Below are 17,732 nucleotides of genomic sequence, written 5' to 3'. Positions count from 1 at the left end.
GCGGGGGATAGAAATCCTCTGATGACCACGACACTCCGGCCGTCCGGGCCGATCCAGTCAGGCGCCGACGGCGCACAGAGCCGCGCGTACGACGTGTGCGACAACGGGCGCCCCGTCGGCGCCGTCGAAATCGCCGTCGAGCCCGGCTCGGAGGGCGGGGCGGGCGTGCTGCGGTCCCTGCGCGTCGACGAGCCGGTCCGGCGGCGCGGCCGCGGCACCATCGCCGCGCTGGCGGCCGAGGAGGTGCTGCGCGGCTGGGGCTGCACGCAGGTGCGGACCGAAGTCGACCCCGGCGACGTCGCGGGGCAACGGCTGACCGCCGCGCTCGGCTACACCGAACGCAGCCGGAACATGATCAAGCGGCTCCCCGCGGACCCCCCGGCTCTGCCCGGCGGACTGACCGCACGGCCGATGACGCCCGAGGAGTTCACCGCCTGGGAGGACGGCGCGATCGCCGGGTACGCGCAGAGCCTGGTGACGCGTGGCATCCCGCAGGAGTCGGCGCTGCGGGCGGCCCGCGCCTCGCACGCCAGGCATCTGCCGCAGGGCCTCGCCACCGAGGGTGCCCGGCTGAACCACCTCATCCACGAGGACGGGGGCGACACGGTGGGCTTCCTCTGGGTGGCGCGGTTCGAGATGCACCCCGGCCTGGTGGTCGGCTACGTCTTCGACGTCGAGGTGGACGAGCGCTTCCGCGGGCGGGGCTACGGCCGGGCGCTGATGCTCCAGGCCGAGCGCCTCGCGCTCGAGACCGGTGATACGCGACTGGGTCTGCACGTCGTCACGGCCAACACGCCCGCGCTCCGGCTGTACGAATCGCTCGGCTACGAGCCGACCCGGTACAACCTGACCAAGGCGCTCTGACCCGCGGCCCGGGCCGTCGGAGGACAGCACCGGCTCCGGCCATGCGGACGGCCCGTCGGGGCCGGGGAACGGTGCCGCCGGCCCCGGGCGCTCAGGCCCCCGCCCTCAGCCCTGTCCGGCGAGCAGCCGGTCGGCGATCGCCTCGATGCGCTCGCGCAGTCCTTCCTGGCTCTTGCCGCCGTCCAGTCGCTCGCCCCCGATCACATACGTGGGCGTGCCCGTGATCCCGATCGCCTTGCCCTCGGCCTGGTCGGCGTCGACGATCAGCATGTGCCGGCCGTCGATCAGTGCGGTGTCGAACTCCTCGGCGTCCAGGCCGAGTTCCCCCGCCACCTCGACCAGCAGCGGCTCGCCGTCCCGGCCGAGGTCGGCCGTGCGGGCGAGCACCGCCTCGATGTACGGCCAGTCCTTGCCCTGCGCCGCGGCCTCCTCGGCGGCCTGCGCGGCGGCGAAGGCGTGCTTGTGCTTCTCCAGCGGGAAGTGCCGGAACCGGATCTCGATCCGGTCGCCGTACCGGGCGCGCAGGGCGTGCACATCGGTCAGGGCGTGGTGGCAGTCGGGGCACTGGAGCTCGCACCAGACGTCGAGGACGACCGGTGCAGCGGGGGTGGAATCGTTCATGGGGCCAGTCTCCCAGGGCGGACGGGAGCGCCACGACCGGCGTCCGGCGGGGCGCGAACACCCGACGGCAGCGGGCGGCCCGCAGCAGCCCGTACGGCACCTGGGGAGGACCCCGGCCCTGAAATGTCCCTGATGTGGGCTCGGAGCATGGCCGCCCGGCCGGTGACCGGTGCAGGATGGAAGGGACGTTTCCCCTGCGCCTGGAGGCACCGATGCTTGCCGAGACCATTTGCTCCGCGGTGTCCGCGGCGGGCCTGGGCATCGCCGCCGTGACCGCGTACCGGAAGCGGTTCCTCACGGCGACCCGGATCGCCGCCTACTCCCTGGTCCCGATCGGTCTGGTGCTGACCGGCGTCGTCGAGTGGGTGTCGGACATCGCCTTCAAGCCGAGCGTCTGGCTCGGCTTCGGGGTGCTGGGCGTGGCCTGGCTGCTGTTCATGACCACCCGTGCGATCGAACGCCGTGGCGGGGGCACCCGCAAGGAACGCAAGGCGGCGGCCAGGGCCGAGCGGAGCGAGGCGGTGGCGCCCGCCGCCCCGGCCCCCTCGCTGGGGGCGGGCGCACCGGCCGCCGAGCCGCGCCGGAAGCCGAAGAAGCAGTCCGCCGCCGGGCAGGGCGACGACTTCAGCGACATCGAGGAGATCCTGAAGAAGCACGGCATCTGACGGCTGCCCGTGCGGCCCGCCCCGCCTCGCGCGGACCCCCCTCCCATGAATCGATTCAGGCATGATCCTTGACGGCCCTTGGTGAGGGGGTTAGCGTCCCCACCGATTGAAACAATTCATGCACGCCGTCCGTACGATGGGGTGACGCCGCCGTGAGCGCGGCCGAGGCAGTGGGGCTGGGTAGTGGCGCGTGTGGCAGGGATCAAGGACGTGGCCCGGCAGGCCGGGGTCTCCGTGGGCACGGTCTCCAATGTGATCAACCGCCCCGAGGCCGTGCTGCCCGAGACCCGGGCACGGGTACTGGCCGCGATCGAGGAGCTCGGTTACGTCCGCAGCGAGTCGGCCCGCCAGCTCAGGGCCGGCCGCAGCAGGATCATGGCGCTCCTCGTCCTGGACATGGGCAACCCCTTCTTCGTCGACGTGGCCCGCGGCGCCGAACGCGCGGCCCGTCAGGCGGGCCTCGGGGTCATGGTCTGCAACAGCGGCCAGAGCCCCGCGGAGGAGGCCGAATACCTCGGCCTCTTCGCGGAACAGCGTGTGTGCGGCGTACTGGTCACCCCGGCCGACGCGACCGGCCGCAACCTCGAATCCTTCAGCCGCCACCGGATTCCCTACGTCCTGGTGGACCGGGTGGCCGCCGGCACCGGGACCTGCGCGGTCTCCGTCGACGACGTGCGGGGAGGCGCCCTGGCCACCGGCCACCTGATCTCCGCCGGTCACCGCTCGGTGGCGTACGTCAGCGGACCCGGCGACCTGCACCAGATCAGGGACCGCCGCGAAGGTGCCCTGTCCGCCCTCGCGGAGGCCGGGCTGCCGCCCGAAGCGCTCGTCGAGATCCCCTCCGACCGCCTCGACGTGGCGGCGGGCCGCGACGCCGGGGCCAGACTGCTCGGACTCGTCCCGCGCCCCACCGCCGTGTTCTGCGCGAACGACCTGCTCGCCCTGGGTGTGCTCCAGGCCCTGTACGCGGCCGGGGTGCGGGTGCCGCAGGACATCGCCATCGTCGGGTACGACGACATCGAATTCGCAGCCGCCGCTGCCGTACCACTCACGTCGGTCCGCCAGCCCGCGGTCGTGATGGGCCGGATGGCCGCCGAGCTCCTGCTGGAGGAGGCGGATGACGAGGGCGGCGCCCATGAGCACCGCAGCGTCGTGCTCCAGCCGGAACTCGTCGTCCGCGCGTCGAGTTCCGCACCCCGCTGAGTCCGGGCGCCCTGCCCTTCCCTCCTCACGCCCCCTTCTGCCATCCCCCCCGCTGTTCCTTCCGCATGCCCGAAATGGAGACGCCATGTCCCTGTTCGACCTGCCCCTGGACCAACTCCGGACCTACCGGCCCGAGTCCGGTGAGCCCGATGACTTCGACGCCTTCTGGCGACGCACCCTGGACGAGGCCGCCGAACACCCCCTGGATGCCGAATTCATCCCCTACGACGCCGCGTTGACCAACGTCGACGTCCACGACGTGTCGTTCGCCGGCTGGGGCGGCCACCGCATACGCGCCTGGCTGAACGTGCCCGCCGGCGCCGAGGGGCCGCTGCCGGTCGTCGTCCACTACCTCGGTTACGGCGGCGGGCGCGGACTGCCGCACGACCACCTGGTCTGGCCCGCGGCCGGCTGGGCCACGCTGGTCGTGGACACCCGTGGCCAGGGAGCCGTCAACAGCCACTCGGCGGGCTCCACCGCCGACCCGCACGGCGGCGCCGGCCCGCAGTCGCCGGGGTTCATGACCCGCGGCATCCTCGACCCCGACGACTACTACTACCGCCGGGTGTTCACCGACGCGGTCCGTGCCGTCGAGGTGGCCCGCGCCCACCCGTCCGTCGATCCCAGCCGGATCGTCGTCCACGGCGGCAGCCAGGGCGGCGGCATCGCCCAGGCGGTCGCGGGGCTCAGCCCCCACGTCAGGGCCGCGCTCGTCGACGTACCGTTCCTGACGCACTACCGGCGGGCCGTCGAGATCACCGACAAGGACCCGTACCAGGAGATCGTGCGTTTCCTGGCCACCCAACACGGCCGTGCCGAGCAGGTGTTCCGGACCCTCTCCTACTTCGACGGCATCAGCTTCGCCGCCCGGGCGGACCTGCCGGCGCTCTACTCCGTGGCCCTGATGGACCCCATCTGCCCGCCGTCCACGGTCTTCGCCGCCTACAACAACTGGGCGGGCCCCAAGGAGATCGAGGTCTACCCCTGGAACGGCCACGAGGGCGGCACCTCGGTCCACCGGGCCGCACAACTGCGCATGCTGCACGACCTGGGCTGACCGGAGCAGGGGCCGGGGGTGTGGTGGTACAGAAGGGCCCTACCGCCCCAGGACGCGCGGATGGCCCGACCGTCCGACAGGGGAGTGGCGTCCCGAAAAGGCCGGCGGGGGGCGGAGTTCCGAAAGCCTGACGGGGGATCGGACGCCGGAGCGATTCGGCCCACCCTGCGAGGGGTGAACTCCCGTCACGAAAAGGAGTGTTGATCGCCAACGGGCGCCGGTCTGCGTCATGATCGTCCCGAGATGGTGGACACCTCCCGGGGCGACGCCCCCGCACCCCCAGTCGAAGAGCCGCGTGGCTGCCTCTTCGCCCTTTCCCAGCCCCCTCTGATGATCTTCCTCACGGTGGTCGGCGGCTTGCTGCTGATGGCCGCGTTGCACGATCTCTTCGTGCTGTGAACCGTCAGCCCGCCGCTTCCCGGCGGCGCGCCCGGTACGCGGCCACGTGCAAGCGGTTACCGCAGGTGCGGCTGGAGCAGTAGCGGCGGGAACGGTTGCGCGAGAGGTCGACGAACGCGTGCCGGCAGTCCGGCGCCTCGCAGCGCCGCAGCCGCTCCGTCTCGCCCGCCACGATGATGAACGCGAGGGCCATGCCGCAGTCGGCCGCCAGGTGATCGGCGAGCGAGGCATCCGGTGCGAAGTAGTGCACGTGCCAGTCGTAGCCGTCGTGGTTGCTGAGCTGCGGCGTGGTGCCCGCGGCGGCCACGAGCGCGTTGACGAGCGAGGCGGCGACCCGTGCGTCCGTCGCGGCGAAGACCTCGGCGAACCGAGCCCGTACGTCGTGGACGGCCCGCAGGTCCTTCTCGTCGAGCTCGTTCACCCCGCTCACGCGGTGGCGCCCCGCGAACGCGTACAGGTCCTCGATGCCGGCGAGCCCGTCGACGGGCTCGCCGGCACCGGGCTGCTCGCTCTCCGGCGCGGTGTTCACCAGATCGACCACCACGTCGAGGGCGATCCGGGTGTCGTGGGGGATCAGCACGCTTCCGCTCCCTGGCCTCCGGCGGGACAGGACGCCCGCCGATGGCGGCTGACTCTACTGGCTCGCCCCGGGCGCACCGGGGCCCGAGGGGCCTCCGAGGCCCCAGGGGCCCCTGGGGCGGCTTGTCACCGCCCCGGGCGGCACGGAAGGCGCGCGGGCGCCTGACGGGCCCGCGGGGCCCGGGATGGGGCGTCGGGGCAGGGGGACGCGGACCGGCGCCGTCACCACGGTGGATTCCGTGGTGACGGCGCCGGTGTCAGCCGTATGAGGTTGTCCGCGCGGCGCCATCTCCCCGAGTCGATGGCGCCGTGCGGCTCTCGGCCTGGCTCAGCTCTCGGCCAGGATGTGTGAGAGCTCCGTATCGAGATCGAAGTGACGATGCTCGGTCCCCGGCGGAACCGCGGCGTCGGTCCTTTTGAGGAACGACTCCAGGGCCCGTGCGGGGGCCTCCAGCAGGGCTTCGCCCTCTGGGGAGCTCAGTGCGATACAGACGACGCCCTGGCCGTGACTACGGGATGGCCAGACGCGGACGTCTCCGGTGCCGGTGGGCCTGTGCAGCCCCTCGGCAAGGAGGTCACGGGCGAAAACCCACTCGACCGTCTCCTCCGCTCCGGTGTGGAAGGTGGCGTGCACGGCATACGGATCGGCCGTGTCATACCGCAGGCCCGCGGGTACAGGCAGTGAGGACTCGCTCGACACAACGAGGCGCAGGTGCAGCTCGCAGCTGACCGTGGTGTTCATAAGCGCCAGGGCCTTTCGCTCAGTGTGCGCTCGGGGATTCGCACGTCGGCGAAATCGACATGCCACCTACGGTGGCGTTGTAAACCCCTCTGACCGTTTTGTGATCCTTCAGGTAGCTCGTACTGGGGTGTGTAACTTTGGGTCATGCGGCCATTCCGGTGACGAGAGGCGTTCCGGTAGGTTGACCCCCATGAATGCGGAGAGTGACGAGCGGGGCGGGGCTGTCGCACCGGCGGCCCCGGTGTCCGCGGCGGGAGAAGCGCGCACGAGCGTGACGGGGGACGTCACAGAGGGTGTGACGAAGGAGGACAGGGAGCTCGGCTCCAGGGCGCCCGGCTTCATCAAGGCGTCCAGGACGCTGCATCTGAGCTGGCAGGTCGGAGTGTTCGTGGTCGGCCTCGCCGTGGTGGCGGCGGGTATCGTCATGCTGCCCCTGCCTGGGCCCGGCTGGCTGGTGATCTTCGGGGGCATGGCGATCTGGGCGACCGAGTTCGTCTGGGCGCAGCTGGTGCTGCGCTGGACGCGCCGGAAGGTCACCGAGGCCGCTCAGCGGGCGCTCGATCCCAAGGTGCGGCGGCGCAACATCACCCTCACGGTGATCGGGCTCGTGATCATCGCGGTACTGGCGGGTATCTATCTGTGGAAGTTCGGAATCGTCATGCCGTGGAAGATCGACGAGTGACCTCGGGATGGTCGGAGGGCGCCGCTGACATGGGGTAATGTTTGGCGTGCGCCCGGGCGATTAGCTCAGTGGGAGAGCGCTTCGTTCACACCGAAGAGGTCACTGGTTCGAACCCAGTATCGCCCACCCCGGACCGACGGCCCGGAAGCTTCTTGAAGCTTCCGGGCCGTCGGCGTTTCCGGCCCTCCCGTTCAAGCGCTTCGATCGATTTTCGTCCCAGCCATTGACGCCGCCGGTGCCGCTCCTTACCTTGACCCGGCAAGCGCTTTCTAAAACGATTCAATCAAGCGTAGGGGCGAACTATGTCTCGGAACCAGGGCATGGACCGGCGGCAGATGCTGAGGCTCGCGGGCCTCTCGGCTGCCGGTCTCGGGCTGACGGCGGCCGGCTGCGGCTCGGGCGGCGGCTCGAACGGTCCTGTCACCATCCGGCATGCCTGGTGGGGCGCCGACGACCGGGCGAAGAAGGTCCAGGAGTGCGTCAAGCTCTTCGAGAAGAAGCACCCGAAGATCAAGGTCAAGACGGACTTCCAGCAGTACCCGGACTTCTGGAAGAAGTTCAACACCCAGGCCGCCGGCGGCAACCCGCCGGACGTCATCCAGAACGCGGTGACGTTCCTGCGCAAGTACGAGGCGAAGAACGTCCTGCTCGACCTCAACCCGCAGGCGAAGAAGGGCAACCTCCAGCTGGAGGGCTTCCGCGCCGGGCTCGAGAAGTTCGCCGAGATCGAGGGCAAACTGCTCGGCGTCCCGGTCGGCAGCAACTCGATGTCCCTCGTCATCGACGAGAAGGTCTTCGAGAAGGCAGACGTCGACCACAGCCTCGGCTGGACCTGGGACGACTGGTACGCGGGTCTGCAGAAGATCAAGTCCGGCCAGGGCATAGCCGGCGACTCCGGCCCCCACGGAGTCATGTACCTGTACGACCTTGTGCTGCGGCAGAACGGCAAGGCGTTCTTCACCGAGGAGGGCATGGGTTTCGGCGAGAACGAACTGCTGCCCTACTGGACCGAGGCGCTGGCCCGGGTCAAGGCCGGCATCTACGCCGACCAGAAGAAGGTCGAGCAGATCAAGCCGGCCTCCGCGCTCGCCAAGGGCCTTTCGGCCGGTGAGTTCACCTGGGACAACTTCTCCGTCCGCTACAGCGCGGAGGGCAGGAGCAGCTACAGCCTCGCGCCCATCCCGACCACCGACGGCAAGAAGACCGGCCAGTACCTCGGCTCGCTGATGCTGAGCGGCACGGCCCGCACCAAGCACCCCGCCGAGGTCGCCACTTTCATCAGCTTCATGACCCACGACCCCGCGGTCGCGCGCATCATGGGCTACGACCGCGGAGTCCCCGCCACCACCGCGCAGTTCGAGGCCTTGCAGCCCACCGACGCCCCGAGCAAGGCGATCGGGGCCTACGAGACCGAGATCGCCAAGGCCGGCGTGCTGGAGCCCATCACCCCGCACCCGGCCGGTGCCGATGTCGTCGAGGCGGCGTTCCTGCGCATCGCGGGCGACATGTCCCTGGGCAAGGCCTCGCCGGAGGACGCCGTCAAGCAGTTCTTCTCCGAGGCGAAGACCGCCCTCGCCTCGAACTGAGAGGAATGACGCGGTGACTCACATCCAGACCTCCACGAGCGGCCCGGTCCTCGGCAAGGACCTCGCCGCCGTGGAGCGGAGCGGGCCGGGACGCAAGACCCGCCCCGCTCCGCGACCGCGGGGCCACCGCGAGAATCTGACCGGCTATCTCTTCATGTCGCCCTGGATCGCGGGCTTCCTGTTCCTGATCGCCGGGCCCATGGTCTTCTCGCTGTACCTCGCGTTCACCGACTACAACCTCTTCGACGCCCCCAAGTGGGTCGGCCTGAAGAACTTCACCGACATGTTCGCCGACCCCCGCTGGCGCCAGTCGGTCAAGGTGACCTCCTGGTACGTGGTGATCGGCACTCCGATCAAGCTGGCCGCCGCACTCGCCGTGGCCATGCTGCTGGCCCAGAAACGCTGGGGCCAGTCCTTCTACCGGGCCGCGTTCTACGCCCCGTCGCTGATCGGCGCGAGCGTCTCGGCCGCCATCGTCTGGCGCGCCCTGTTCTCCGACGACGCCGTCGTCGACCGCGGGCAGCAGCTGTTCGGCATCGACGCCGGCGGCTGGATCGGCGACCCGCACATGGTCATCTACGCCCTGGTGGCCCTCACGGTCTGGCAGTTCGGCGCCCCGATGGTGATCTTCCTGGCCGGTCTCAAGCAGGTCCCCCAGGAGCTCTACGAGGCCGCGCAGATGGACGGGGCCGGCCCCTGGCGCAAGTTCTGGAACATCACGCTGCCGATGATCTCGCCGGTGCTGTTCTTCAACGTCCTGCTGGAGACCATCCACTCCTTCCAGATCTTCGGATCGGCCTACATCGTCAGCAACGGCTCCTGCGGTCCGGGCGACGGGACGCTCGTCTACACCTGTTACCTGTACGACCAGGGCTTCGTGAACAGCCGTATGGGATTCGCCTCCGCCATGGCATGGCTGCTGCTCGTCGCGGTGGCCCTGGTCACGGCCGTGCTGTTCTGGTCCCAGAAGCGCTGGGTGCACTACGAGGAGGGCGGCCGATGAGCCGGCTGGAAGCAACCGCGGCACGACGCAGGATTCCGGGCTCCCTCGCCTGGCACCTCGGCGCACTGGTCCTCCTGGTGGTGATCCTCTACCCGGTGGCGTGGACGATCGGCGCGTCGTTCAAGCCGAGTGGCGACATCGTCGGTGCGCTGAACCTCTTCCCGACCCACCCCATCACCGACAACTACCGCCGGCTCGCCGACGGCATCGCGGACATCCCGATCTGGAAGTTCTTCCTGAACTCGGCCTACATATCGGTCGGTTCCGTGATCGGTGTGGTGCTCTCCTGCTCACTCACGGCGTACGCCTTCACCAAGGTCCGCTTCGCCGGCCGCAACATCATGTTCGGCATCATGATCGGGACGCTGCTCCTCCCGTACCACGTACTGATCATTCCGCAGTACGTGATGTTCCAGAAGCTGGAGCTGATCAACACCTTCACTCCGCTGCTGATCGGCAAGTACCTCGCCACCGACGCGTTCTTCGTCTTCCTCATGGTCCAGTTCATGCGCGGACTGCCCAAGGAACTCGACGAGGCCGCCCGGCTCGACGGCTGCGGGCACCTGCGGATCTACTGGTCGATCGTGATGCCGCTGTGCCGGCCCGCGCTCATCACCAGCGCCATCTTCACCTTCATCCAGGCCTGGAACGACTTCATGGGCCCCCTGCTGTACCTCAACGAGCCGGACAAGTACACCGTCTCCATGGGGCTGCGGATGTTCATCGACCAGGACGCCGTCGCCGACTACGGCGGCATGATCGCGATGTCACTGGTGGCCCTGCTGCCCGTGCTGGCCTTCTTCCTGGCCTTCCAGCGCTACCTCATCGACGGCATGGCCACCTCCGGCCTGAAGGGCTGAGCACCCCGTGGCGACGAAATCCGGCACCGCGCCCAGGACCTCCTTCGTCCGGGAGCGCTTCAGCGTCTTCTCCGAATGCCTGCTCACCGGCGTGTGGATCACCGTCGCCGCCCTGCCGCTCGTCACGTTCCCCGCGGCCTTCGCCGCGGGGAGCCGGCACCTGCGCCGTTACCTGGCCGGGGAGGCGGGCGGGGTGCGTGAGTTCGCCGCCGATGTACGGGAGGCCTTCCTCAGCGGCTGGCGGATCTCCCTGCTGTGGTGGGCGGCGCTCGCGCTGCTCGCCTTCGACTGGCAGGTCGCCCGCTCCGGCCTGCTGCCGGGCGGGGGCCCGCTCATCGTCGTGAGCCTGCTCGGTCTGCCGGCCGTCGCCGTCTGGGGACTGCGCACGGCCGCCGCCTGGCAGCCCGGCACACCCTGGGCGCAGACCGTACGGACCGCGGGCCACCGCACCGTCACCGACCCGGCCGGATCACTGCTGCTCGTCGGCGGATTCGTCGCCCTGGCGCTCGCCGCCTGGCAGATTCCGCCCCTGGCCGCGCCCGCCCTCGGCTGTCTCGCCGCGGCGGCGGTCGCCGCCGACCGCCGCTGACCGCCCGGCCCCACCGACCGCACCACGTCCCACCACGCGTCAGCGTGCGATCAGTCATGCCCTTTTTCGCCACGAATTGGAGTCGTGATGTTCCCGATCCCCCGCCGTACCGTTCTCAAGGCCGCCGCCGTCGCCGGTGCCGCCACCACCCTCTCCTGGGCGCCGAACGGCCCCGCCCAGCAGGCAGCCGCCGCCACCGGAGAGGCCGACGAGGGCCCCGTCCGGATCGGCTGGCTGGAGGAGGACGGCCTCGGCGCCGCACCCGGCTCCACCTTCGGCGTCCCCTGGGCCAAGGGGCGCTACCCCGCCGACCAGAAGTTCGCCCTCGCCACCGCCGACGGCAAGGACATCCCCGTCCAGACCTGGGCCACCGCCAAATGGCCCGACGGCTCCCTGAAGTGGACCGCCCACGCGGTCGGCCCCGAGGCCGCCGGAGCCAAGAAGTTCACCCTCACCACCGGCGAACCCGCCACCGCCGCCCACAAGGTCACCGTCAAGAACAGCGGCGGCTCGATCACCGTCTCCACCGGCGTCATCACCGCGAGGATCGGCAAGACCGGCTCCTCGCTCGTCACCTCCCTCACCCGCGGTTCCACCGAGATCGCCAGGAACGGCCGCCTCGTCCTGATCCGCCAGGGCGAGATCGAGGACGGCGACCAGGGGCAGGAGAAGTACGAGCGCTTCGAGAGCGCCATCAGCCGGACCGAGGTGGAACAGAGCGGGCCCGTCCGCGCCGTCGTCCGCGTCGACGGCAAACACCGCCACGGCAACCGCTCCTGGCTCCCGTTCTCCGTCCGCCTCTACTTCTACGCGGGCGCCGAATCGTTCCGCATGATGCACACCATCACCTTCGACGGCACCCAGGAACCGGGCAAGGCGAGCGGCGACTTCATCCGCGGCCTCGGCGTCCGCTTCACCGTTCCCATGCGCGACGAGACCTACGACCGCCACATCCGCATCGGCGGCGACGAGAGCGGCATGCTCCGCGAAGCCGTCAAGGGCATCACCGGACTGCGCCGCGACCCCGGAGCGGCTGTGCAGGCAGCCCAGTTCGAGGGCACGAAGCTGCCCGACCCGGCCACCTGGGACCAGCGCGTCACCACCCGCCTCCCGCTCATCCCGACCTGGGGCGACTACACCCTCAGCCAGCTCTCCGCCGACGGCTTCTCCCTGCGCAAGCGCACCAAGAAGGGCCACGGCTGGATCGCCGCAGGCGGCGGACGGCGCGCCTCCGGCTTCGGATACGTGGGCGGCGCGAGCGGCGGACTCTCCTTCGGGCTGCGCGACTTCTGGGAGAAGTTCCCCGCCCAGCTCGACATCCGCGGCGCCGACACCGACGCGGCCGAGGTCACCCTCTGGCTCTGGTCGCCCGAGGCGGAACCGATGGACCTGCGCTTCTACCACGACGGCCTCGGCCAGGACACCTACGCCGAGCAGCTCGAAGGCCTCAACATCACCTACGAGGACTATGAGCCCGGCTTCGGTACCCCGTACGGAATCGCCCGCACCAGCGAACTCGTCTTCTGGGCCAACGACTCCACACCCAGCGCCGAGGCCCTCGCCCAGCAGACCCGCACCGTGCGCACCCTCCCGCAGCTCGTCGCCCCGCCGTCCCAGCTCATCGGCGCGGGCGTCTTCGGCGGACTCTTCTCCCCGGTCGACCGCTCCACCCCCGCCAAGGCGAAGATCGAGGACCACCTGGACTTCCTGTTCACGTACTACAAGGACCAGGTCGAGATGCGCCGCTGGTACGGCTTCTGGGACTACGGCGACATCATGCACTCGTACGACCCCGCCCGGCACCAGTGGCGCTACGACGTCGGCGGCTACGCCTGGGACAACTCCGAACTCTCGCCGGACCTCTGGCTCTGGTACGCCTACCTGCGCTCGGGACGCGCCGACATCTTCCGCTTCGCGGAGGCCATGACCCGTCACACCGGCGAGGTCGACGTCTACCACCTCGGCGACTGGGCCGGCCTCGGCACCCGGCACGGCGTCCAGCACTACGCCGACAGCGCCAAGCAGCAGCGCATCGCCAACACCACCTACCGGCGCTTCTACTACTTCCTCACCGCGGACGAACGCGTCGGCGACCTGATGCGCGCCAACGTCGACTCCGACGAGACCTTCCTCGGCCTCGACCCGCTCCGCAAGATCCGCACCGAGCCGTACACCCCGGACCGGCACGCCCTGTCCGTCGGCTTCGGCACAGACTGGAGCGGACTCGTCTCCGCGTGGCTCACCGAATGGGAGCGCGGCGGCCCCCAGGCCGAGAAGGCCAGGGCCCGGGTGCTCGGCACCATGGAGACGATCGCCGCCCAGCCCAACGGATTCGTCCAGGGCAGCGGCCTCTACGACCTGGACACCGGGAAGTTCGCCGTGGCCGCCGAACCCGTCGTCAGCGTCTCCCACCTGTCCGGCGTCTTCGGCCTCAACGAGCTGTGCGCCGAACTCATCGGCCTGATCGACATGCCGAAGTTCAAGGAGGCGTACCTCGACTACTGCCGCTACTTCAACGCGAGCAAGACCGAACAGGCCGCCCGCTACGGGTCCAACTTCGGCAGCCTGCTCCTCTTCCAGGGCCACTCCCGGATGGACGCCTACGCCGCCGTGCAGACGGGCGACGAGAAGCTCGCCGCCCGTGCCTGGGAGAAGTTCTACAACAGCGACGGCTACAAGGAATCCGCTCCCTGGAAGACCGAGGAGGTGAGCGGTCCGGTCACCACCGTCCCGGGCAGTGAGGCCAACTGGGTCTACACCAACGACACCGCCCTGTACGGCCTCGCGGCCATCGAGAACCTCGCACTGGTCGGTGACCACATGCCGGCCTGAGGCACGCGCGGGCGCCCCGGGCCGGCATGCGGCAGGTCACCGCATCCGGCCCAGGGCGTCCCTCAGCCGCCGGGCGTCACGCATCCGCTTCTCGTACGTGGCCCCCACCGCCAGCAGCAGCACCCCGGCCAGCGCCGGCGCCACCCAGCGCGGCATCGCACCCACCACCTGCACGACGTACGGCGCCAGTTCGTGCAACGCGTCCAGCGCCAGCACCGCGCCGCCCAGCACCAGCAGCGCCTGGAGCCGCGCCCGCGCCCCCAGCAGAGTGATCACCAGCGCCGCCGCACCCAGCAGCAGCGGCCGCAGCCAGTGCGGGTCGCCCCAGGCTGCCACGAGCGCCGGCACCAGCGTCACAGCCAGCCCCGCCCCGTACGCGGTCCACGAGGACGCGGCGGGATCGCGACGACGGCGCAGCACACCGATCACGAGCGCCGGCACGGTCACCGGCAGCGTGTACGCCTCCGGGGACGACACCCCGGACGCCGACAACCGCACCCAGGACGCCAGGACGAACAGACCCGTCGCCAGATACCCGGCCACCTCACGCCGCTCCGGGCGCAGCGCCGTACCCGCCGCCAGTACCCCGCACAGGGCCAGCACCAGAGCCAGGAACGGCGGGTCGCCCCATGCCGCGACGACGGCGGCGAGCGCCACCGCCCCACCGGTCAGTTCCAGCGGCAGCGCCACCGGACGCCCCCTCAGCCGCGCACCCAGCCCGGCCGTACCCGCGGGGACGACGAGCAGTACGGGCGCCGTCTCGTACACCGCCAGCCCCGTCGACGCACCGAACGCGACCGCGAGCACCCCCGCACAGACCACGGCCGCGGACGCCACCACGGCCTGCACGGTACCGAACACCGCGGCACGCGACGGGTCACCGGGCGCGTCCAACGCCGTCGCGGCGCCGGCGAGCATCAGCAACAGCGTCCCGAACACCGCATAAGTGGCCGGCTCCGACGCCAGCGACAGCAGCGCCACGCCCACCGCACCGACCGACGCGCACACCCACGCGGTCACCGCCACACCCGTCGATCCGCGACGCAGCGCACCCACCGCGAGGGCCAGCACCCCCGCGACGAGCACCGACTGCGACGAGACAGCCACCGTGTACGACACGTCCAGCGCGGGCGGCAGCACCGTCAGCCCCGCCCAGCCGGCCACCACCGCCGACGCACCGGCGACCGTTCGCCAGGCGGGTCCGGGGGACAGCGTCGGACCTGCCCACCGCGCCACACCCTCCCAGGACCGGTACGCGGCCCCGAGCGCCGCAGCCACCATCAGCAGCAGCACCGGAGCCGCCGCCATCTCCTGCCACGCCAGCCCCGTGGCTCCCAGCGACCCCCTGACCCCCTCGTGCGGCGTCCCCGACCACACCCGGCCCAGCCGGGTCACCGGACCCACCAGCACCACGGCGACCGGGGTGGCCGAGAACAGCACCGCAGCGGCCGTCACCGCCCCCGCGGCCCCCACCACACCCCGCACGGCCGGGCGCCCCAGCGGGGCCCGTACCACTGGCAACAGCAGTCCGCCGCAGGCCAGATACACCGGCACCGCCCAGGCGTCGGGCATCCCCGCGGTCGCGATCCCGCCCACCGCGGCGACGGAGGCCAGCCCGGCCACCACACCCCCGGCCACCGCGAGGGCCGCCGGCGCCCGCCGGGCCCCCGCGAGAGCGATCACCGCACCGGCCAGGAGCAGCACACCCGGCACCACCGCGCCCGCCGGCCCCCCGGCCGACAGCGACCGCGCCAGAGCCACCAGCAGCCCCGCACCACCGGTGGCCCAGCAACCGGCACAGGCCGTGACCCGCACCGCGACGCCCTTGAACCACACGGCGATCGCGCAGTCCAGCGCCGCCGTCGCCAGCAGTGCGAGGGCGAACACCAGGGCGTCCGCCTCCGCCGTCCACGCCCACAGCACCAGCGGCAGTTGCGCACTGACCACGGCCAGGGGCAGCGGCAGCCGCAACCGGTCCAGCAGAAGTCCGTAGGCCGCCCAGAGCACCGCCAGTACGGCGGAGGCGGCGGCCGCGTACCCGAGTCCGTCGGCATCCGGGACGGCGACCAGGTACAGGGCGACGGCGTCCAGCACCATCAGCACCGACGCCAGGGCCCCGAGTGCCTCCGCCGTCGAGGAGAGCCCTCGCCGCAGGAGCACCGCGGGTGCGGTCAGCGCCGCGACCGTGACGGCGGTCAGGACCGCCGATCGTCCGCCGATCCCCATCTGGCCCCAGCTGACCAGGGTGAACGCGATCGCGGCGATCGTCAGCAGCAGGCCGCCCAGGGTGAGCAGCACGTTCTGCGCACTGTGCGTCCGCACCGGGGGAGCGGCCGGAGCCCCGGACCGGGCCCCGGCACGGGCCGGAGGCGGCGGGAACTGCGGCGCGTGCGGCGCGGCCGGCCGGGGGCCGGGCGCCTGCAGCACGCTCAGCAGCCAGGTGCGACGGGTCAGCAGCTGGGACCGGCGCAGATCGAGCCGGGCGAGCTCACGGTCGAGGATGACCAGTTCCTCGGCGGGTGGCGGCACTTGTTCCATGGAGGCGAGTGTGATGCGGACCACGCGACCGGGCATGCGCACGGATACTCAGATCCCCGGCTGAGTACGCGCATCCTGGAGAAATGGACTTCAACCACTACCGATTTGTCAGCATGTGGGACCTGTCGGCCGCACCCAGGGCCGTCTACGCGCACCTCGAACGGATCGAGCAGTACCCGCGATGGTGGCCGCAGGTCCGCGAGGTCACCCCCGTCGACGGCGCCGCCGGTACCGCCCGGATCCGCTCCTTCCTCCCCTACGACCTCGTCATGACCCTGCGCGAGCGCCGTCGCGACGTCCCCGGCGGCGTGCTCGAAGTGAGCTTGAGCGGCGACCTCGAAGGCTGGGCGCGCTGGACCGTCCTCCCGTACGGTTCCGGGACTCGCGCCACGTACGAACAGGAGGTCGTGGTGCGCCGCGCGCTGATGCGGGTCCTCGCGGTGCCGGCACGGCCCGTGTTCCGCGCCAATCACGCGCTGATGATGCGGGCCGGACGGCGCGGTCTCGCGGCTCGGCTGGAAGCGGTTTGAACCACACCCGTCGAGCCCTGTATGGTTCAACCCGTTCCCGGGCGATTAGCTCAGTGGGAGAGCGCTTCGTTCACACCGAAGAGGTCACTGGTTCGAACCCAGTATCGCCCACCCCGGGAGAGGCCGGTCCGTCAGCAACACCGACGGACCGGCTTCCGCGTGTCCGGGCGCCTATACCCGCACGCGCTCACGCCGCGGCGCGGAACTCGGGACGCAGCGGCCACGCCGGATCCACCGTCTCCGGCGTCCCGCTCTTGGCGAACCAGGCCTGCAGACCCCGCGCCTGGGCCGCGTGCCACACGGCCTGGAGCGTGTGCAGCTCCGCCGGAGTCAGCCGCTCCAGCCGGGCGGCGAACCGTCGCCCCACCGCCCGGACCAGCTCCAGCGAAGCCGCCGCATCGGCCGCCGCGTCATGGGCCCCGTCCAGCACCACCCCGTACAGTTCACAGAGATCCGTGAGCGTGCGCCGCCCCTTGCGGTAGCGGTCCAGGTGCTTGTCGAGCACCCGCGGATCCAGCACGCACAGCGAGGCGTTCTGCAGATAGCCGCCGAGCGACGACGCCCGGTGCCGCTTCAGCTCGCGGTCCAGCAGCGTCAGATCGAACGGCGCGTTCATCACGACCAGCGGCCGGCCCGCCGCACTCTGCTCGGCCAGCGCCCTGGCTATCTCCTCCACCACCGGCGCGGGCCACCGCCCGTTGCGCTGGAGGTGGTCGTCGGTCAGCCCGTGGATCTCCGTCGCCCCCGCGGGCACCGGAATCCCCGGATTGACCAGCCAGCGGGTGACACGCGGCCGCCCACCCGCACTGTCCTGGACGACGAGCGCGGCCGACACGATCCGGTCCTGCTCGACGTCGACTCCCGTCGTCTCGGTGTCGAAAGCGGCCAGCGGCCCCTCATACCAATGAGTCATCCCCGAACTCCTCGCGCCCGAGCGGCAGATGGTGTGATTCCTCTGCCCGGTTCGGTGATACCCGCACCC

17 protein-coding genes and 2 tRNA genes are annotated in these 17,732 nt (G+C 71.0%); 14 read left to right on the top strand and 5 right to left on the bottom strand.

What is annotated here, in order from left to right; all coding sequences use genetic code 11:
* The first annotated feature begins 21 nt into the window (after positions 1–21).
* On the top strand, positions 22–864 hold the full coding sequence (locus tag ACFYPA_RS31005; protein WP_389135617.1) for a GNAT family N-acetyltransferase: 843 nt from the start codon (positions 22–24) through the stop codon (positions 862–864).
* 105 nt (positions 865–969) lie between these two features.
* Here the strand turns inward: ACFYPA_RS31005 and ACFYPA_RS31000 are convergent, their stop codons facing one another.
* Complete coding sequence (locus ACFYPA_RS31000) at positions 970–1,485, bottom strand: DsbA family protein (RefSeq protein WP_389135614.1); 516 nt, start codon at positions 1,483–1,485, stop codon at positions 970–972.
* Between the two features lie 212 nt (positions 1,486–1,697).
* On the opposite strand from ACFYPA_RS31000, the gene ACFYPA_RS30995 reads away from it, so the two are divergent.
* The 4 genes from ACFYPA_RS30995 (at position 1,698) to ACFYPA_RS30980 (ending at position 4,809) form a co-directional block, all read left to right on the top strand.
* Complete coding sequence (locus tag ACFYPA_RS30995) at positions 1,698–2,150, top strand: hypothetical protein (protein ID WP_359084265.1); 453 nt, start codon at positions 1,698–1,700, stop codon at positions 2,148–2,150.
* A gap of 183 nt (positions 2,151–2,333) precedes the next feature.
* Positions 2,334–3,353: a LacI family DNA-binding transcriptional regulator gene (locus tag ACFYPA_RS30990; RefSeq protein ID WP_389135612.1), complete on the top strand. Its 1,020-nt coding sequence runs from the start codon at positions 2,334–2,336 to the stop codon at positions 3,351–3,353.
* A gap of 85 nt (positions 3,354–3,438) precedes the next feature.
* Positions 3,439–4,410 carry an acetylxylan esterase gene (locus ACFYPA_RS30985; protein ID WP_389135610.1) on the top strand — a complete coding sequence of 324 codons (972 nt, stop codon included), beginning with the start codon at positions 3,439–3,441 and terminating at the stop codon, positions 4,408–4,410.
* A gap of 243 nt (positions 4,411–4,653) precedes the next feature.
* Positions 4,654–4,809 carry a hypothetical protein gene (locus tag ACFYPA_RS30980; RefSeq protein WP_359084262.1) on the top strand — a complete coding sequence of 52 codons (156 nt, stop codon included), beginning with the start codon at positions 4,654–4,656 and terminating at the stop codon, positions 4,807–4,809.
* Positions 4,810–4,813: 4 nt separating this feature from the next.
* On the opposite strand, the gene ACFYPA_RS30975 is transcribed toward ACFYPA_RS30980, so the two are convergent.
* Both ACFYPA_RS30975 and ACFYPA_RS30970 read right to left on the bottom strand, forming a co-directional pair.
* Entirely contained in the window at positions 4,814–5,389 is a 576-nt protein-coding gene (locus tag ACFYPA_RS30975; RefSeq protein WP_359084261.1) for a CGNR zinc finger domain-containing protein, read from the bottom strand.
* A 327-nt stretch (positions 5,390–5,716) separates the two neighbouring features.
* On the bottom strand, positions 5,717–6,130 hold the full coding sequence (locus tag ACFYPA_RS30970) for an SsgA family sporulation/cell division regulator (protein WP_003959770.1): 414 nt from the start codon (positions 6,128–6,130) through the stop codon (positions 5,717–5,719).
* Positions 6,131–6,320: 190 nt separating this feature from the next.
* Here ACFYPA_RS30970 and ACFYPA_RS30965 point away from each other — a divergent pair, with 190 nt between their 5' ends.
* The 7 genes from ACFYPA_RS30965 to ACFYPA_RS30935 all read left to right on the top strand — a co-directional run bounded on the left by ACFYPA_RS30965 (position 6,321) and on the right by ACFYPA_RS30935 (position 13,682).
* A complete protein-coding gene (locus ACFYPA_RS30965) occupies positions 6,321–6,812 on the top strand; it encodes a TIGR02611 family protein (RefSeq protein ID WP_389135608.1) in 492 nt (163 codons plus the stop codon).
* Between the two features lie 54 nt (positions 6,813–6,866).
* A tRNA-Val gene (locus ACFYPA_RS30960) sits at positions 6,867–6,938 on the top strand.
* Between the two features lie 176 nt (positions 6,939–7,114).
* A complete protein-coding gene (locus tag ACFYPA_RS30955; protein ID WP_359084259.1) occupies positions 7,115–8,398 on the top strand; it encodes an ABC transporter substrate-binding protein in 1,284 nt (427 codons plus the stop codon).
* Between the two features lie 70 nt (positions 8,399–8,468).
* Positions 8,469–9,401, top strand: coding sequence for a sugar ABC transporter permease (locus ACFYPA_RS30950; RefSeq protein WP_359084383.1), 933 nt, complete (start codon positions 8,469–8,471; stop codon positions 9,399–9,401).
* Entirely contained in the window at positions 9,398–10,261 is an 864-nt protein-coding gene (locus tag ACFYPA_RS30945; RefSeq protein ID WP_359084258.1) for a carbohydrate ABC transporter permease, read from the top strand. Before ACFYPA_RS30950 ends, ACFYPA_RS30945 begins: the two co-directional genes overlap by 4 nt.
* 7 nt (positions 10,262–10,268) lie before the next feature.
* Positions 10,269–10,850: a hypothetical protein gene (locus ACFYPA_RS30940; RefSeq protein WP_359084257.1), complete on the top strand. Its 582-nt coding sequence runs from the start codon at positions 10,269–10,271 to the stop codon at positions 10,848–10,850.
* An 87-nt stretch (positions 10,851–10,937) separates the two neighbouring features.
* A complete protein-coding gene (locus ACFYPA_RS30935) occupies positions 10,938–13,682 on the top strand; it encodes a Tat pathway signal sequence domain protein (protein ID WP_389135604.1) in 2,745 nt (914 codons plus the stop codon).
* Positions 13,683–13,718: 36 nt separating this feature from the next.
* On the opposite strand, the gene ACFYPA_RS30930 is transcribed toward ACFYPA_RS30935, so the two are convergent.
* Positions 13,719–16,220 carry an SCO7613 C-terminal domain-containing membrane protein gene (locus tag ACFYPA_RS30930; protein WP_359084254.1) on the bottom strand — a complete coding sequence of 834 codons (2,502 nt, stop codon included), beginning with the start codon at positions 16,218–16,220 and terminating at the stop codon, positions 13,719–13,721.
* Between the two features lie 83 nt (positions 16,221–16,303).
* Here ACFYPA_RS30930 and ACFYPA_RS30925 point away from each other — a divergent pair, with 83 nt between their 5' ends.
* Both ACFYPA_RS30925 and ACFYPA_RS30920 read left to right on the top strand, forming a co-directional pair.
* Positions 16,304–16,750 (top strand): SRPBCC family protein, encoded by a 447-nt coding sequence (locus tag ACFYPA_RS30925; RefSeq protein WP_359084253.1) that lies wholly within the window; start codon positions 16,304–16,306, stop codon positions 16,748–16,750.
* A gap of 39 nt (positions 16,751–16,789) precedes the next feature.
* Positions 16,790–16,861: transfer RNA gene (locus ACFYPA_RS30920), tRNA-Val, on the top strand.
* Between the two features lie 76 nt (positions 16,862–16,937).
* On the opposite strand, the gene ACFYPA_RS30915 is transcribed toward ACFYPA_RS30920, so the two are convergent.
* Positions 16,938–17,663 carry a 3'-5' exonuclease gene (locus tag ACFYPA_RS30915; RefSeq protein ID WP_359084251.1) on the bottom strand — a complete coding sequence of 242 codons (726 nt, stop codon included), beginning with the start codon at positions 17,661–17,663 and terminating at the stop codon, positions 16,938–16,940.
* Between the last annotated feature and the right edge of the window lie 69 nt (positions 17,664–17,732).

It is taken from the genome of Streptomyces sp. NPDC005775, assembly GCF_042871565.1.
GTDB lineage: Bacteria > Actinomycetota > Actinomycetes > Streptomycetales > Streptomycetaceae > Streptomyces.
Note: the sequence above shows the minus strand (reverse complement) of the source record. Positions and strands in the feature narration are given on the sequence as shown.

Excerpts from the sequence above, each read along its gene's own strand:
- ACFYPA_RS31005 (WP_389135617.1), top strand. The coding sequence starts at position 22 with ATGACCACGACACTCCGGCCGTCCGGGCCGATCCAGTCAGGCGCCGAC.
- ACFYPA_RS31000 (WP_389135614.1), bottom strand. The coding sequence starts at position 1,485 with ATGAACGATTCCACCCCCGCTGCACCGGTCGTCCTCGACGTCTGGTGC.
- ACFYPA_RS30995 (WP_359084265.1), top strand. The coding sequence starts at position 1,698 with ATGCTTGCCGAGACCATTTGCTCCGCGGTGTCCGCGGCGGGCCTGGGC.
- ACFYPA_RS30985 (WP_389135610.1), top strand. The coding sequence starts at position 3,439 with ATGTCCCTGTTCGACCTGCCCCTGGACCAACTCCGGACCTACCGGCCC.
- ACFYPA_RS30980 (WP_359084262.1), top strand. The coding sequence starts at position 4,654 with ATGGTGGACACCTCCCGGGGCGACGCCCCCGCACCCCCAGTCGAAGAG.
- ACFYPA_RS30970 (WP_003959770.1), bottom strand. The coding sequence starts at position 6,130 with ATGAACACCACGGTCAGCTGCGAGCTGCACCTGCGCCTCGTTGTGTCG.
- ACFYPA_RS30965 (WP_389135608.1), top strand. The coding sequence starts at position 6,321 with ATGAATGCGGAGAGTGACGAGCGGGGCGGGGCTGTCGCACCGGCGGCC.
- ACFYPA_RS30955 (WP_359084259.1), top strand. The coding sequence starts at position 7,115 with ATGTCTCGGAACCAGGGCATGGACCGGCGGCAGATGCTGAGGCTCGCG.
- ACFYPA_RS30945 (WP_359084258.1), top strand. The coding sequence starts at position 9,398 with ATGAGCCGGCTGGAAGCAACCGCGGCACGACGCAGGATTCCGGGCTCC.
- ACFYPA_RS30935 (WP_389135604.1), top strand. The coding sequence starts at position 10,938 with ATGTTCCCGATCCCCCGCCGTACCGTTCTCAAGGCCGCCGCCGTCGCC.
- ACFYPA_RS30930 (WP_359084254.1), bottom strand. The coding sequence starts at position 16,220 with ATGGAACAAGTGCCGCCACCCGCCGAGGAACTGGTCATCCTCGACCGT.
- ACFYPA_RS30925 (WP_359084253.1), top strand. The coding sequence starts at position 16,304 with ATGGACTTCAACCACTACCGATTTGTCAGCATGTGGGACCTGTCGGCC.
- ACFYPA_RS30915 (WP_359084251.1), bottom strand. The coding sequence starts at position 17,663 with ATGACTCATTGGTATGAGGGGCCGCTGGCCGCTTTCGACACCGAGACG.